At 44.5% G+C, this 16517-nt stretch carries 11 protein-coding genes and 1 other RNA gene; all 12 read right to left on the bottom strand.

All coding sequences use genetic code 11. The features are described from left to right. Positions 1 to 40: 40 nt before the first annotated feature. Positions 41 to 1360 carry an extracellular solute-binding protein gene (locus ACT89M_RS00995; RefSeq protein WP_308723430.1) on the bottom strand — a complete coding sequence of 440 codons (1320 nt, stop codon included), beginning with the start codon at positions 1358 to 1360 and terminating at the stop codon, positions 41 to 43. A gap of 322 nt (positions 1361 to 1682) precedes the next feature. After that, entirely contained in the window at positions 1683 to 3302 is a 1620-nt protein-coding gene (locus ACT89M_RS00990; RefSeq protein ID WP_308723431.1) for a response regulator, read from the bottom strand. Further along, entirely contained in the window at positions 3290 to 5734 is a 2445-nt protein-coding gene (locus tag ACT89M_RS00985) for a histidine kinase (RefSeq protein ID WP_308723432.1), read from the bottom strand. The genes ACT89M_RS00990 and ACT89M_RS00985 overlap by 13 nt, the downstream gene beginning before the upstream one ends. A gap of 255 nt (positions 5735 to 5989) precedes the next feature. Continuing rightward, positions 5990 to 6352, bottom strand: a complete 363-nt coding sequence (locus ACT89M_RS00980) for a hypothetical protein (protein WP_308723433.1) — start codon at positions 6350 to 6352, stop codon at positions 5990 to 5992. 680 nt (positions 6353 to 7032) lie between these two features. Further along, positions 7033 to 7221: a hypothetical protein gene (locus ACT89M_RS00975; RefSeq protein ID WP_487344966.1), complete on the bottom strand. Its 189-nt coding sequence runs from the start codon at positions 7219 to 7221 to the stop codon at positions 7033 to 7035. A gap of 627 nt (positions 7222 to 7848) precedes the next feature. Further along, positions 7849 to 8328: a hypothetical protein gene (locus tag ACT89M_RS00970; RefSeq protein WP_308723435.1), complete on the bottom strand. Its 480-nt coding sequence runs from the start codon at positions 8326 to 8328 to the stop codon at positions 7849 to 7851. 323 nt (positions 8329 to 8651) lie between these two features. Continuing rightward, entirely contained in the window at positions 8652 to 9128 is a 477-nt protein-coding gene (locus tag ACT89M_RS00965; protein ID WP_487345297.1) for a VanZ family protein, read from the bottom strand. A 754-nt stretch (positions 9129 to 9882) separates the two neighbouring features. Next, positions 9883 to 10245, bottom strand: a transfer-messenger RNA (tmRNA) gene (gene ssrA / locus ACT89M_RS00960). A 427-nt stretch (positions 10246 to 10672) separates the two neighbouring features. Continuing rightward, entirely contained in the window at positions 10673 to 11155 is a 483-nt protein-coding gene (gene smpB, locus ACT89M_RS00955; protein WP_090924803.1) for an SsrA-binding protein SmpB, read from the bottom strand. 157 nt (positions 11156 to 11312) lie between these two features. After that, entirely contained in the window at positions 11313 to 14132 is a 2820-nt protein-coding gene (rnr, locus tag ACT89M_RS00950; RefSeq protein WP_308723436.1) for a ribonuclease R, read from the bottom strand. A gap of 584 nt (positions 14133 to 14716) precedes the next feature. Beyond that, positions 14717 to 14950, bottom strand: a complete 234-nt coding sequence (gene secG, locus ACT89M_RS00945) for a preprotein translocase subunit SecG (protein ID WP_090924801.1) — start codon at positions 14948 to 14950, stop codon at positions 14717 to 14719. 234 nt (positions 14951 to 15184) lie between these two features. Next, positions 15185 to 16471: a phosphopyruvate hydratase gene (gene eno / locus ACT89M_RS00940; protein WP_090924800.1), complete on the bottom strand. Its 1287-nt coding sequence runs from the start codon at positions 16469 to 16471 to the stop codon at positions 15185 to 15187. Positions 16472 to 16517 lie beyond the last annotated feature (46 nt).

Raw genomic sequence — 16517 nt, 5'->3', positions numbered from 1 at the left:
GCGCATGCAGCATTTCACTATACTTGCTTGCCTGTTTAGCCTACAGACTTAGCTCCGTTGGTTTCAGCTGCGCCATCTGTTTGCAAAACTCCTCTGGCGTGACATCACCAGCCAGTAGCTGTGCGATCAGATTTTTATGTGCTTCCGCAGACTCGGCAGGCAGGATGTTATCCCACCAAGCGATGAAGGAGGTGGCCGTTTTCATAATGTCCGCCGCAGACAGATCGAGAGAAGACAAGCTGGAGGTGTCGAGTGAATCGGTTTTCCAGCTTGGCAGTCCTGCTCCCGCCAGGAAACCTTGTGTGCCGAGTTGCTCGCTCAGATACATGAGGAATTCCGTAGCTTCCTTCGGATGCTTGGTCGTTTGGCTGATGTAGAAACCGTCCACGGCTCCGCCGAAGATTTCAGTGCTGGTGCCTTTGCCATCCTCAAATACCGGGAATGGAATTACCTTTACTTTGCCTTTAACTGCCGAGGCAGACGGGTCTTCAATACCTGCATTGACCCAGTTCGCTTGGAACATCATCGCACCTTTGCCCGCATTAAACGCCCCAAGCATCTCGTCATAACTCATACTGAACATACTGCTGTTGAATGCTCCGGCCTGAGCCAGTTGCTGCATCTTGGTAGCGGCCGCGACAAAGTCCGGTGAATCCCACTTGGACGGATCTTTGAACGCTTCGATCACCGCCGCATTGCCCGCTTGGCGCATCGCAATCATGTCATACCAGTACATGCCCGGCCAGCGGTCTTTCTCACCAATCACAGCCGGGGTAATTCCTGCTGCTTTCAGTTTGGTGACAGCATCCAGCAGCTCGTTATATGTAGTCGGGATTTTGGCACCCGCCTGCTCAAACAATTCGGTATTCACGTAAAGATTGGCGATGTGTGTGTACACAGGTAGCGTATAGATTTTGCCATCCATATTAATCGCTTCTGCCATCCCGGGACCCATACGTTCCTTGATATCGTCAGTCAGATAACTTGTAATCTCCAGTACGTTACCGGATTTAATATAGGGCTGCATGAAGCTGCCCCCGCCCATTCCGTAGAACAGGTCTGGTGACTCACCAGCTGCGATGGATGTTTTCACTTTCGTTTTGTATTGTTCACCTGTTGTGCCTGTACGTTCAACCTGGATATCGGGATGCTCGCTGTTCCATTTCTCCACAATCTCAGGTAGCAGTTTGGCTGACGGGTCTGTTGTACCAACCGATTGATCCCACAGCGTCAGCTTGATCTTACCATTGCTTCCCCCCTGTGCTCCGCCAGACGAATCGGACGAACATGCAGCCAGACTTCCCGCAAGTCCCAGAGCCAGAAACAGACTTAAAGATTTCTTTAATAGCGCTTTCATCATATGACCTCCCTGATCTTTTTATTGGTTCTGTACATCGTTGAACTCAGATATTTACACGTACACTCCGATGACAGAATAACCTTACGATCGCTGTTATCCCCAGATTTTTTTGATTCCCTTTTGAAGGGGTAAAACCCGTGATAAAGGCGAACTCTTCTTTTCTTCAGGTTTTTTCTGTCTTCTCCGTTTTAGTGTAAAAAGTAATTCAACTATGTATCCATATTTTAGTAGTGGTTCGCACTGTGCTCCATTTAGAAAACAGGCATCGACTTGTAATATTCGAACACAATTGAAAGCGCGACCATTTTGAAGTGTAAAAGGCTTAATTTCGGACGTTCCGGTACTCGTTCATGGAACGACCGAACTGTTTTTTGAATAATACGCTGAAATAGTGCGGGTCCGGGATACCTACCTGCTCCCCAATCTCATACCCTTTCAAATCCGTCTGCTTCAGCAAGGATTCGGCCTTTTTCATACGAAGCTGCGTTAAATACTCGACAAACGTCTGCCCGGTTTCTTTTTTCATCAAACGCCCCAAGTGACCCGGACTCACGTAAAAAGTCGCGGCTGTACTAGACAACCCCACCTCTGCATTGCTCATCTGCTCTTCCAAATACGCCTTGACCTGATCGATTAAATTGACTTCCTTCGCTTGTCGTTTGGCTTTAATCACACCCGATATGGCCCGGACATGTTGCTCCAGCATCGCCCTCAAGTCTGGTAAATGCTCTGACATCAGCATCATGGAAACAGCTTCCTGGTTGAATACCTGCTCACCCTCAAGTTGCTGCTCCATGGCTGCACGTTGGCATTCGGTAATTACATCCATAGCCGCCATGCGGAACTGTGCTGGATTGGAAAATGGGGTAGCAAGGATCTGTTTAAGTAAAGACACAGCCTCCTCTCCCGCACCAACGCTAATGCAGAATTGCAGTTGCTCTAGAAGCCCTTTATCCGAGCGATACGGCTGGCTTTGTTGATCGCTTTCGATCACGAGATCCTCGAAGCAGATGACCTGATTTTTCCCCACAAACGTCTGGTAATCCAGAGCACGACATGCTTCACGGTAAGCGATACAGACTCTCTCCCACCCGGAGTACAGCTGTCCAATCCCTATTGTTACGTCTGCCTCGGAACCGTCAACTTTCAGCAGATATCGAAGTTCTCCCATTAATTGCTCGGCCTGCTCGGTTAGCTTGGCATCAGGGTGGGTCGTAAAGATGACAATACGATTGTGTGTGTCCATGACAATGATTTTGTATATATCCTGCTGGTAATAGGCCTGTACGTGCTTCAAACCATTCATACGCATCAGGATCTGAACTTCCTCGTTAGAAGTCTCCGTTTGTGAAGGTATCGCGGCCTGTACCTCGATGATGGCTACTCGAGATTGCAGGTTATCAGCAGCGATTGGAATGTCGAAGAAACGCACCTGTTCCCGCACCTCTTCCTCATGCAACACCCCTTGTAGCCACTGATTCACAAAACGTTCCTTGAGATACGGCAGACTGCGCTTCATCTCCTCTCGCAGCTTAGACAGCTCATATTCCCTTCCCCTCTCCTGCTCGATAGCCGCTCGCAACTTGGTGGTAACCTGTAATAATTCAGTAGCTCGAATCGGTTTCAAAATAAAATCGGATATACCCAGCTTCACACTCTGACGTGCATATTCAAATTCATCGTGTCCTGTCACCACTACAATTTTGATGTTCGGATAACGCTCCAAAATGAGACCACTCAGCTCAATGCCGTCCATCTTGGGCATATAAATATCCGTAAATACAATGTCCGGATGTAATAACTCTATCTGCTCTAAGGCTTCTGCCGCATCACAGGCTTCGCCAACGATCTGCATGCCTTGTTCCTGCCAATCGATGCGCATACGTAGTAGATTTCGGATGAGATATTCGTCATCCACAAGCAATACTTTTAATGGTTCCATGATCCAACGTCTCCCTTCGGGATCGTAATGGTTATGGTGGTTCCTTTTCCAGGCACACTCTTAAGATTCAACACATCTTCACGATCATAAAATATACGCAGCCGCTCCATCGTTCCCCACAGACCAAAGCTTGCATTTACATTGGAGTTAGAGGCGGGAGTAGGGTTGGAAGAGGATTTAAAGGCATTCGAGAGAGTTAGATCGCGGGTGCTGAAGGAGCTAGGCTCTGACTGATCATGCACGAGTCGGATGAAGTTGTGCTTTTCTGTGCGCTGAATCTGTTGCACTTGTTCCTCGGACATACCCGCACCGTCATCCGTAAGTAATAGTGTAACGCTATCTCCCGATTGCTGCGCCTGAATACGTATAATGCCCGAGCTGCCTTTGGCACGAATGCCATGATAGAGTGAATTTTCCACCAGGGGTTGGAGTACGAGTTTGGGAATCAGCACCTGCTCACAGTCCGGATCGATATCGTACTGCACCTCAAAAACACCAGGATAACGCACCTGCTGGATGATCAAATAATGACGTACAATCTCAACCTCTTCGCGTAGTGTGATGACCTCATTGCCTTTGCTCACACTCAGCCGATAATAACTTCCGAGTGCCTCCAGCATCTCGCACACTTTATCGTTCATACCCGACATCGCCAGAGAAGTAATCGAGTCGAGTGTGTTGTACAGAAAATGCGGTTTGATCTGTGCTTGGAGCGTGTTTAGCTCAACTCGGCGGATCGTCTGTTGCTCCTGAATGATTCGACTCAGCATCTGCTCGATCTGCTCAATCATTTGATTATAGCCACTGTAAAGCTGTTGGAATTCGTAACTGTTCAGCTCCACTTTAACTTTGCGGAAGTTGCCACTGGGTGCTTTTTGCATGGATCGGAGTAACTTATGAATCGGCTTGATGACGCTACGAGAGATAATAAAAGAACTGACAAAAAAGACAGACCCATTCACCGCCAGCAGCATAAAAGCAAGCAGAACTAGAGATGTGTTGCGGGTGTCCGTTGCACGATATGGACTCATGCTGATGTACTTCCACTGATCTTCACCTGTTGAGCGGTAGGTCACCGCGTAATCTTGTCCTCCGGAATGTAGAGTCAGAACGCCTGAAGGCTGTTCCTGAAATGCCTGTTTTAACTTTGCTTGATTGGCCTCTAAAATCTCTTGCATACTTGCTTGTTTCTGAGCTGTGGACGAGGAAGCATCAGATGGAATTGCCTCTTCTGATTCTGTAGCTGTTGGAGTTGCTGTATGTGCGGTAGATTTTGATGAGGCTGTGTATGCCAGAGATGTTGAAGAAGTAGTAGAATCTGCATTCTTTACAGCATTTGTCATGGTGTTTGTTGCCGTATTTGTAGTGGCATTCGATGCGATAATCTGCTGATGCTCGTCCAGAATGGCTACCTGAAATGAATCGGATGCCGGCAGATTAGCGTAAGCTTGGGCAATGGATTTCTCTTTGATGTTCATGACCAGAAAGCCGAGTGGAGAGGTATCGTCCAGGTCGCGCATTAAACGAATAAAAGAGACCACTTTCTCTTTTTGTTTCTCATTTTCATTTTTTTTCTCTTTTTCTTTCCCCTGTTCTGTTTCCTTCTCCGTCTCCATTTCTAAACTTCTACCGTTGGCCGGGGGCATGCCGACATTTTGACTATGGGTTATACTGTTGGTATTTTTGCTATCCATGTTGTTAGTGTTTTCGTTTTCATGAATTTCTCTATTAAGTTGCTCAGTACCTCGATCATTATTGTTCGAGTTCTTGCTCGTCACTTTGTTAGCAAATTCATGATTAGGAGAGTTCTGACGTTTATTTTCTTTTACATCTGCCCGTGTGTATACAGTGTTGTTCATGTTCTCTGCTACCGCTCCGACTCCCGCTTCCTTTTCGTTGCTGTCACCGCCATTCAGCCTGAGCAGGTATCGCCCTTTGTAATTCAGAGCTTGCTCATACCACGGTGCATCCTTCACATTCGCTTCGAGAAAAGCTGGCCACTGCTGTGTGCCCACCGAAAAACGGTGTCCCGAGTTGTCATAAATGTAGACTGAATCAATAATTGGAACCGCTTGCATAAGATTAGTCAAATACGAACTAACCTTGGATTGCATCTGCAAATTAGAATATACATTGCCTTGCCTTAGCAGGTTCTGCAGGTTCGGATCGGAGAAAATCATTTTCGAATAATTGTTCACATTCTCGATCATCAGATTGACATTCGTCTGGATCGACGTAATCGTCTGCAGTGACGCTTCGTTGATCTTCTGCTGCGCGTCATTTTCCGAAATACGGTTGAGCACCAGCGCACTAAACGCCACCGTTAGCAGAATAATAACAAAGTACGCAAAGGGAATTTTAAAGGCAAGTGTTTTGGGCTTTTGTTGCAAAAACTCTCTTAGACGTAATATCAGGTTTAACTTCCTGCTCAATACAGTACCCTCCATTCTTCTCAGATTTCCGAGAGATCCACGCTACCTCGGACTGCATACAATTGTATATTATATGCCTGGATCTGGAAGAGCCTCAACACCTTTTATCGCTTTGTGCCGGTTTGTATTGGTAGAGAGGTTGGGCGTTAGGTGGAAAAAAGCTAAACTCGATATGGATGTGCCTTATTCGGCATAAAAAAAAGACCTCCACCGTAAGATGTGAAGATCGCCTCATATTGAATACGTAGTTGAAGATTATAGCGAAAAATCAGTAACACCCTTTTTGGAAGCAAACTTCAACGTGTAGCTGCCTTCTGTGCCGTAAGGCATAGTTGCAATGAGGATGCGGGTGTAATCTAGCCGGCTCTCTCGAAGTACTTTTTTGACCAATGCTATGCCCCGCTCTTCATCCGTCACCACACAGAAGATGTTCATCACATACTTCTTCGGATCAGCCATGCTGCTTCCTATCTCGCATCCATCCACTTCCCCCAGTTCATGCTGGGTTAGAGCAGTTTCAAGATACTCCATAACCTTCTCCTTCAACCACTGATCACGTTTGGTACCGTTGGCACTCTTTAGCGGATATTGCACGACAAGCCAGTGTTTTTCACTCATCTGGGGTTAACTCCTTTATGTAGTATTTCTTGCTCACCAGTTTTATTGAATTCGAGACAGAATGGATTGGCCTCTTGGACTGTAAAAGGCTAGCTCACACCTTTTTCATTAGTTCAGGATAAGGATTATAATTAAGAATATGGGCCCCGATATGGACAACACTATAGGGAACTTATTTTTTTGTACTACTTGAACTAAATAAAACACCACGGAACCTGCTATAAAAATGAAAAATAGCGGCCAGTAGGCTATAGATGCCAAACCTCCTAATAGGATATATAACAAGAAACAAAATATATAATTTGCCTCTTTTTTATACTTAACAAGGATTGAGTATAAGATGATCCCCAATATACAACTAACATAAACGTATAAAGCGACCATTTTAAGTTGAAGTGTGAGATACTCTTTGTAGATTGGGACCGTTAATAGATAAATTAGAATACTTATGAATAATGAACCGCCTGCACCTTTAAAATATTGTATATACATCAATTAGGGCTCCTTTCTTTGTATTTTAATGTACTTCGCAGACACAAGGGCGTCCAACGCAGCCATGACATCAGGTTTATATTTGCCTGTCTTGACGGTCAGTTCATGAATCGTAGGGAAGCGTCTGCGGCCGTTTTTATAGTTGTATAAGATTCTCAACACCTTGCGCTGATAATCAGTCAATATCTTTATGCCCCTTTCTCTACTGTCTTGATTGGATGCCATGCCAGCAGTCCTGATTCACGGAACGTACGTGGCTGGCCAGACAACAAATCATCTGCTTTGATTCTTCCAGATCGGATGCTCTTGATCTGAATGCGGCGCTTCGTGATCTTTCCCGACTGATCCTGATAAATGATTTCCACTAAACACCCCAAGTATTTCACTGGCATGTTCATCCCTCCACCAAAAGAACATTCGTTCGCTTTTCGTTATTGTATGCGAATATACGTTCGTTACTCAATAACAAAAAATACCCAGTCAAACGACTAGGCATTTTCTACATTAATTCAAAATTAGTCCTTAAGCTAAAGTTAGGTTAGATTAAAAATTATATTGAGCATTTTGCTGTTTGATAGCTGCTATATTTACAGTTAGAAGGAGATTTTAATCTAAGGAATACGATGGAAAAAGGGCAAACGCAAGATCTATTAAAGAAAACTTGGTTTCAAACCTTGTCAGTTGAGTTATGGAGGATGGAATTTCTCACACTCTAATGACCCCAATTTTTCCTTTATAGAAATTAAAAAAAAACAAGAAATCTACCAACTTTTTTAAACTCACAACGTTATTTTTTTAACTATACAAATTGGCTCGTATGTATTTGAATCTTGGAAGGTTCCTTCAGCTTTATATGCTGTTGAATTTTTTTAAAATACACTGGAAAAACAAACGGCATGGGACTCACCCCCATACCGTTTCGGCTTCCATTTTTTGTTCCTGATCTTGTCTTTGGACTAAACTTAATGACATTGCCCAGCCAGGGTGTTTTTGGGAATATTGTATTAAATACCTAATTCCTGCCAGGTTGAAGCGATTCGGGTAGAAGCTGCACCTTTTAAAGTGCCCGTCGATGTAAAGTTAACATAATACGTTCCTCCATAAGGCATCTCACCCCATAAGTTCTCTGTTTTTCCAGGCTGAATAGTAAGCATACCCCATACTTTTCCCGTAGGAGAGTGTTGTGTGAGAGTAACTATCATGTCTGTTGTTCCTGAATTTTTCACTTGAATTTTAAGCCAAGGTAAATCATCTGACATTACAAGCGTTTTGGAATCACTTGTTCTGCTCCCATCAAAATTTATGGACCATGGCTTATCAGAAGCGAAAGGAACAATAACGTCTGTATCATTTCCTGGTCGCTCTATCAACACTGGTGGTGTTGTTGGTAGAGATACTTCTTCAGCAAATGCGGAAGATGCTACCCCAAAGATACTTGCAGCAGAAATTGTAGTAGCCAAAATACGTTTGATTACTTTTCTCATCTAAATACCTCCAAAATATATATATTTAGTATGTTAAGTTATCAACATACTTTTTTAACAATATTTATGATACACTATTTTCGAAAGAGCAAGAAGACATATTTTTACATTATATATAAAAATTTTACTTCACCCAAACTGCATACATACATCTGCATATTCATATTAATCAAGTTCATCATACATACCGGTTTTCTTGCGTCCAGAGGATGAGTCAGAGTAGCTACTGGGCCGCAAGGTCCCGCTGATCTGCTCACAAAACAAGAGCCGCACACGTTGTGTGATCAAAATTTATATGTAAACAAAAAGCACCCTCAATATCTTTAGCTGTTGGGGTTACTTTTTGAGTTATCTCTATTTATTTTTGACTTCATAGGATAGATTTTCTCAATCACAAGGAAAAGGACATACCCTAATCCACTACCTAGCATATTAAGAATTACATCGTCTACATCTGCAATACCGAGACATGTTATAAATTGAGTAATCTCAATACATAAGATTATAGACAAAGAAAATAATGCCACTCTAATCATTGAATTCTTTTCTAATTTTAAAGCTAATAAATACCCCAGAGGTACAAAACATAGAATATTTACGATAAATAGTTTTATCGCAAGTCCCAAACTTGGATCTTGTTTATATGAGTTTATCGCAGTAGAAATTGTGCCAAAAAATTTAAATGAATAATTCCAAGATCCAAAATATCTTCTTTGTCCTAGAACAACATTAATTCTTCCAATTACTGAGTCGAAGTCTCCAAAAAATTTAACAACTACAAAATTAATTAAGCAAAATATATAGATGTAAAATATATAGTTTACATTTTTCTAGTTAAGCAAACGTCTCATAATACTCCTTTCAAAAATTAGTAGGGTTACGGACATAGTCCATAGCCTTTTTACATTAATATAGAATGTTATTTTACTGAGGATATAGCACCGTTAAAAGAGTAGGTATTTTCATTCCCAGTAGTTACAGAGAATTTAACGTAATATTTAGTACTTTTGTTCAGGCCAGTGAATGTATGGGAGTAAGTATTATTAGGATTAATTTGCGTATTAGATACGAGACCATTTGCATTATTATGTTGCTGAAGACAAGATCAAAGTTAGAATCATGTTTACACATAATATTAAACAAGCAGTTGGACTAACAAAAGAACAGAGGGAACAAGAATATTTCTTACTATATTATCAATTCTTTAAACATATATTTGGTTTTAACTATTCAAATCCAGAAAGGTATCCTACCTCACTGTATATCCTGCTTGATCAACTACCAGACAAAAAAGAAAAAAATGAGAAGTTTAAAAGCTTTATATAATCTGCAAGAATTAAATGTTTATAAGGAAGCCAACTTGTATTTCAGAAGTATGAGTGATATCGGTGAAGCGACCTCACACGATCACATACTCTTTCTCATTCTTGAAAAACAATTTATATGTAAGTTATAAAAAAAGAATCAGATTGCTGATGTTCCAGCTACCTGATTCTTTTTCACTTGGAGTTACCTAAACGCCTTCAACATAGTACTTACTCATTAAGTACCATCTTGGAGGCGAGGGGAGTCGAACCCCTGTCCGAAGATAACGACACATAAGCTTCTACGGGTGTAGTCACAGTTTTGATGTCACCCGAGTATCGCCCTGTAACCGGCTATACGTTGGGTCAGCCTGATTGTCTTCTTCAGCACACCCCAGGCGGAGATGTGACAGCGTATCCCACTACTTGTTAGCCCCTAGTCCTGTCACATGGGCGATGCAGGGTAGAAGCACGCACACAGTTTCTTAGGCTGCGAAAGCGTAGTTTGTTTGTTGTTTGCCGTTTAATAGGCTTTAGCGTTGATAAAGCGGACGCGTCCCCACTACCCGCTACCCATGCTCGAACTATCCCCGTCGAATCCATAAACGCCCCCTCAATGAAGAAGGGCTCCAGGATTAATCCGTGAATACGGAGCAAAGGTGCTGCACATCTAATCCCTCCAAGGTGAAAAGATGTTTCTTACATACTCGGCATTCCTGTCTGCTACATGAATAATCATATCACAGCCCGAATCACCGATATAGTGCAGATTGCTGGAAAGCAATCCAGTCTACTGAGCGCAGATGAAAGGTTATCCAAACTAGCCAACTAACCACGCCATCAGGCTCAATCGTCTACATATTATACCGCGTGACTCATCGGAAGTAAAGTTTACCCAGCTACAACCGTTGGTTTAATTAATTTACCCACCGGTGCACAAATTTACGCAATCTACAAAATAAAAAAAGCCTCACACTCACCCATACATAGGCAAAATGCGAGGCTCCATCGATTCCGAGTTTGCGAAACGTCGTTCTCTTTTAACGCGCAACCTTCTGCTTCTCGCGCAGTGCACGTTGGATATCACGTTGAGCATCCCGTTTCGCGGCAGTGTCACGTTTATCATACTGCTTCTTACCTTTACCCAAGCCAAGTAGCAGCTTCGCGTAGCCATTACGAATGTAAATTTTCAATGGCACAATGCTGTATCCATCCTGCTTGGATAATCCAAGCAATTTATGAATTTGCACCTTATGCATTAACAATTTACGTGTGCGTGTTGGATCAAGCGGATTATGCCGATTGCCTTGTTCAAAAGGACTGATATGCATATTGTGAATATGAATCTCACCGTTACGAATCGTTGCAAATGAGTCTCCAATGTTCGCACGACCGTTACGAATCGACTTGATTTCTGTGCCGGTCAGCACCATGCCCGCTTCATACGTATCTTCAATGAAGTAATCATGGGAAGCCTTTTTGTTCTGTGCAAGCACTTTGTTCTGCCCATCATTCTTGCCCATGTCCTCACTCCTTCTTCGTAAAATAAACCCGTACCATGCTGTACCAGCATAGCATCCATGTTGCACCAAAAAACCTGTGCCAGACCCTAATTGTAGCAAGGACGGCTGTTAAAATCAAGAAAGAGGCGGCCTGCGCCGCCCCTTTCTGGCTTCTCACTTACTTCTTTTTCTTCCGAACAAAAGCGGCTGTCCCATTCCCGGCCCCGCCTTTGTTTTTCTTACGTTTACGGCGTGGTGCTCCGCCTTCTTGCGCGCCGCCCGGTGTAGCATTTTCCCCGATAAAGATACCGCTAGGTGAGGTGTTCTTACGTTTACCTCCGCCTTTGCCACCTTTACCGCTACCGCCCTTACCGGATTTGAAGCTTCCTTCTCCACGGCCGCTACCATTTAGGCTATTTCCTTGGTTACGTTCACCTGATCCACTATCCTGACCAGCCGGGGCAGAGCTATATCCGCCTTTACCCGAACCAAAACCAAAGCTTACCGCACCTTTACCACGACTACCTGAAGCGCCTGTGCCTGCACTTGCATCACTCGCACGACGTTCACCTTTCGGTCTGCCGCTGCCTTTACCAGCAAACCCACCTGCTGATGAGCCTGCGCTTGCTCCGGCATTTGCCGCTCCACCACGGCCACCGCGGGCACCTTTACCACTCTCTTCTGCAGATCTGCCGCCTCGGTCACGTTTACCGCCTGAACCAGCAGCTGCAGCACCGCCTTTTCCGCCACGGTTTCCACCGAAGCCACCTTTGGCTCCGCCTCGGCCGCCGCCGCTACCAGGACGACCACCTTTACCACCGCGAGCACCACGATCGAAACCACCATCCCGTTCTCGGCGAGGTTTCATATCGACCATTTCAAAATCAATCGTGTACTCTTCCATACTCACACGTGCTACGCGAATTTTCACTTCGTCACCGATACGGAATACTTTGGATGTACGCTCACCAATCAAAGCCATATGCTGATCATCAAAATGGTAATAGTCATCTGTCAGCGCGCTAAGTCGAATCAGACCTTCTACCGTGTTCTCCAGCTCAATAAACATACCGAAGCTGGTTACGCTGCTGATGATGCCTTCGAACTCTTCGCCGACCTTGTCGAGCATGTACTCGGCCTTTTTCATTTTCTCCGTATCGCGCTCCGCTTCCACCGCCACACGCTCGCGTTCCGAGGACTGCTGGGCGATATCCGACATCCGGCTTGCCAGATACTCTTGGCGATTCTCCGGTAATGCCCCGTTGTTCTCGATCACTTCACGAATGACCCGGTGAATGACCAGATCGGGATAACGGCGGATCGGGGATGTAAAGTGACTATAGAACTCTGCCGCCAAACCAAAGTGACCGGACATTTCCGAATCATATTTCGCCTGTTTCATGGAACGCAGCATCATCGTGCTGATGACCGTCTGCTCTTTCGTACCGTTAATATCCTCCAGTAGTGATTGAAGCGCCCTTGGATGAATGGAATTACCACGCCCTTTGACCTGGTGTCCAAAATTCGCCGCAAAAGCGAGGAAGTTTTGCAGTTTTTCCTGATCCGGGTCTTCATGCACACGATAGATGAACGGCACTTTAAGCCAGTGGAAATGCTCCGCTACTGTCTCATTGGCTGCAAGCATGAACTCCTCAATGATTTGTTCTGCAATGGAACGCTCCCGTTTCACAATATCCACCGGTTTGCAGTTCTCATCGACGATGATTTTGGACTCTTCAAAATCAAAATCCACCGCCCCGCGGCGCATACGCATCGCACGTAGCTTCAATGCAATCTCTTTCATCAGGTGGAAATCTTCCACCAAGTCTTTATAACGTTCAAGCAACTCCGGCTCTTCGCCTTCCAGGATTTTGCGTACGTTAGTATAGGTCATACGTTCCTTCGTTTTGATAACACTCGTGAAAATGTCGTGCTTCACAACCTTCATCTGGTCGTTAAACTCCATCTCACAGGACAACGTCAGACGATCCACCTGTGGGTGCAAACTACAAATTCCGTTCGACAGACGTTGTGGCAGCATCGGGATAACCCGGTCAACGAGATACACACTGCATCCGCGGTTATATGCTTCCTGATCCAGTTTGGAGTTCTCACGCACGTAGTAACCTACATCGGCAATATGCACGCCCAGACGGTAGTTGCCGTTCGGCAGTTTTTCCACGTTAACCGCATCATCCAGGTCTTTCGCATCCTCGCCATCAATCGTAACGATGTTCAGACCACGCAAGTCGCGGCGTCCCTGCTGAATAATCTCTTCATCTGTAATGGAATCAGGCGCCTTCTCCGCTTCTTGCATCACCTCATCCGGGAAAGCTTCAGGTAACTGATGCTTGCGAATGACCGATAAAATATCAATGCCTGGCTCATCCTTGTGACCCAAAATCTCTATAATTTCACCCTCAGCGGCTGCACGGCCTTCCGGGTAACTGACAATCTTGGCAACAACCTTCTGTCCATCTACAGCACCGGCAAAATTCGTACGCGGGATAAAAATATCACGATTAATCCGTTTATCGTCCGGAATGACAAATCCGTACACTTCGTGGCTCTGAAAAACTCCTACAACTTGTGTAATTGCACGCGTCACAATCCGTACAATTTCACCCTCCAGACGTCCACCGGACGGCCCTTGGGACGTTACTTTCACAAGCACAATATCACCATTCATTGCACTTTTCATATCATTGGCATGGATATATACGTCCGGGTGTTCGCGGTCTTCTGGAATCAGAAAAGCAAACCCCTTCGCATGCGCCTGCAAGCGCCCACGCACCAGATTCATACGTTCTGGCATACCATAGCGGTTGTTACTGGTCAGCAAAATTTGGCCGGATTCCTCCAGCGTATTCAGCATAATCAAAAAGGCTCGGAAATCAGCAGCATCTTCAATCTGAAAGTGCTGTTCCAGCTCCTGATAAGTCATCGGTTTATAAGCGGTCTCCCGCATGAAGTCAAGCAATTGTTGTTCGGTTATCATTAGTTTTCACCTCGGGAAACGTAAGAGTATAGTCTGATCTCTTCTCTTTATGTATCGGAATTCTTGCCGTGTTCGTACAGATACCACATAGTAAAATGCGTATGATTACCGCGCCCTTACTATCTCATACCCTAGTATACACGAATTCAATCCAGCCCATCCGTAGCTACCCAAAAAAGACCCTTGGTCTCTTAACGTTCCAAGCTAGCCGTTTGAGTCTGCTCCTTCAAACAGTTTATGCAGTATGTGATATGCCCGATCTGATTTAAATTAGCATTTAGAAAATTAGTTTCACCACAAATCTTATCTATACGTTTGAAGTATTAATCACAGGATTTTTACATCTCGCCGGGGCATACCTGCCTGAAATGGGTCTCTAAAACAGTAAGGGGGAATCGAACAGAAGTTACAAGCAAAATGCAGTATCCCTCAATTTCATGAAGGACTAGATGGCCTATATAGCAATATAAATGGAAAACTTTGGAGCAATAAATTTCTACTAAAAAACCTCCGTTTCTGCACGAAACGAAGGTTTATCCGTTAAGCCATTGGCTTCAGCTATTCGGTTTCTTGCTGACTGCTAGTTACTTCGAAACGATCGTAACAATAACAGCCAAAATCATAAATCCTGCACCCAGTACCACCGTTGCACGTTGCAAGAAAAGATCCAATCCGCGCGCTTTCGTTTTACCGAAAAGATGTTCCGCACCACCGGAGATGGCACCCGCCAAACCAGCGCTTTTCCCGTGCTGCAGCAATACTACAGTGATTAGACCGATCGAGAAAACAACGAGCAGCAATTTCAAAGCAATATCCATTCTTTCCACCTCCTACCCATGTGGGCATAACATCTGACCATAAAAACAGTTACTTTAATTGTAGCATAGCTATAGGTGTGATACAAGTAGTACACCACACCCTATTTCCCTTAAATTTCAAAATTGGACACCAAGTATTCATATAACTACTACATCCACACTCTACAGCACCATATATAATCATAAAAAAGACAAGCCGGTTACCCGGCTTGCCCGAAAAGCTGTGTACACAGCTTATTTTTTGAGGTTGTAGAAACCTTTAAGACCATTGTATTGAGCAAGCTCATCCAATTGATCTTCGATGCGAAGCAATTGGTTGTATTTTGCGATACGGTCTGTACGGGAAGGAGCACCCGTTTTGATTTGACCCGCGTTTGTTGCAACAGCGATGTCAGCGATTGTGCTGTCTTCAGACTCACCGGAACGGTGGGAGATTACAGCTGTGTATCCTGCACGTTTAGCCATTTCGATTGCATCGAATGTTTCAGTCAGGGTACCGATTTGGTTTACTTTGATCAGGATGGAGTTACCGATACCTTGCTCAATACCTCTAGCAAGACGCTCAGTGTTCGTTACGAACAAGTCGTCACCAACGAGTTGTACTTTGTCACCCAATTTTTCAGTGAGCAATTTCCAACCATCCCAGTCATCTTCGGACATACCGTCTTCAATCGTGATGATTGGGTACTTCTCAACCCAAGAAGCCAGAAGGTCAACATACTCAGCGGAAGTGTAAGATTTACCTTCACCAGCCAAAGTGTATTTACCATCTTTGTAGAACTCAGTGGAAGCAACGTCCATACCCAAGAATACGTCAACACCTGGTTTGTAACCAGCTTTTTCGATTGCTTCGATAATTGTAGTGATTGCTTCTTCGTTAGAACCCAGGTTTGGTGCGAAACCACCTTCGTCACCTACAGCTGTGTTCAAGCCTTTGGAGCTCAGTACGGATTTCAGGTTGTGGAAGATTTCTGCGCCTACGCGAAGAGCTTCTTTGAAGCTTGGTGCGCCAACTGGCAATACCATGAACTCTTGTACGTCGATGTTGTTGTCCGCGTGCTCACCACCGTTGATGATGTTCATCATTGGTACTGGCAATGCTTTCGCGTTGAATCCACCCAGGTAAACATACAGTGGCAATTCCAGAGCATCAGCAGCAGCGCGAGCTACAGCCATGGATACAGCCAGGATTGCGTTTGCGCCCAATTTACCTTTGTTTGGTGTACCATCCAAAGCGATCATCAATCTGTCGATACCCAGTTGATCCAAAGCATCCATACCGATTACTTCTGGAGCGATGATTTCATTTACGTTTTTAACAGCTTGCAGAACGCCTTTACCGAGGTAACGGGATTTGTCACCATCGCGAAGCTCAACTGCTTCGTGGGCACCAGTGGATGCACCAGATGGAACGATTGCGCGTCCGATTGCGCCGGACTCCAGGTATACTTCAACTTCAACTGTAGGGTTACCGCGGGAGTCGAGGACTTCGCGAGCGTACACGTCAGAAATAATAGTCATGAGTGATAATCTCCTTTAATTTTGAATTTATTAAAAATTAGGACCA

The sequence above is a fragment of the Paenibacillus sp. NN59 genome (genome assembly GCF_057597225.1).
Note: the sequence above shows the minus strand (reverse complement) of the source record. Positions and strands in the feature narration are given on the sequence as shown.

What these genes read in the sequence shown, in the direction of transcription:
- ACT89M_RS00980 (WP_308723433.1), bottom strand. Translation starts at nt 6,352, where the DNA reads ATGAGTGAAAAACACTGGCTTGTCGTGCAATATCCGCTAAAGAGTGCC.
- ACT89M_RS00995 (WP_308723430.1), bottom strand. Translation starts at nt 1,360, where the DNA reads ATGATGAAAGCGCTATTAAAGAAATCTTTAAGTCTGTTTCTGGCTCTG.
- rnr (WP_308723436.1), bottom strand. Translation starts at nt 14,132, where the DNA reads ATGATAACCGAACAACAATTGCTTGACTTCATGCGGGAGACCGCTTAT.
- ACT89M_RS00970 (WP_308723435.1), bottom strand. Translation starts at nt 8,328, where the DNA reads ATGAGAAAAGTAATCAAACGTATTTTGGCTACTACAATTTCTGCTGCA.
- secG (WP_090924801.1), bottom strand. Translation starts at nt 14,950, where the DNA reads ATGGATATTGCTTTGAAATTGCTGCTCGTTGTTTTCTCGATCGGTCTA.
- eno (WP_090924800.1), bottom strand. Translation starts at nt 16,471, where the DNA reads ATGACTATTATTTCTGACGTGTACGCTCGCGAAGTCCTCGACTCCCGC.
- smpB (WP_090924803.1), bottom strand. Translation starts at nt 11,155, where the DNA reads ATGGGCAAGAATGATGGGCAGAACAAAGTGCTTGCACAGAACAAAAAG.
- ACT89M_RS00990 (WP_308723431.1), bottom strand. Translation starts at nt 3,302, where the DNA reads ATGGAACCATTAAAAGTATTGCTTGTGGATGACGAATATCTCATCCGA.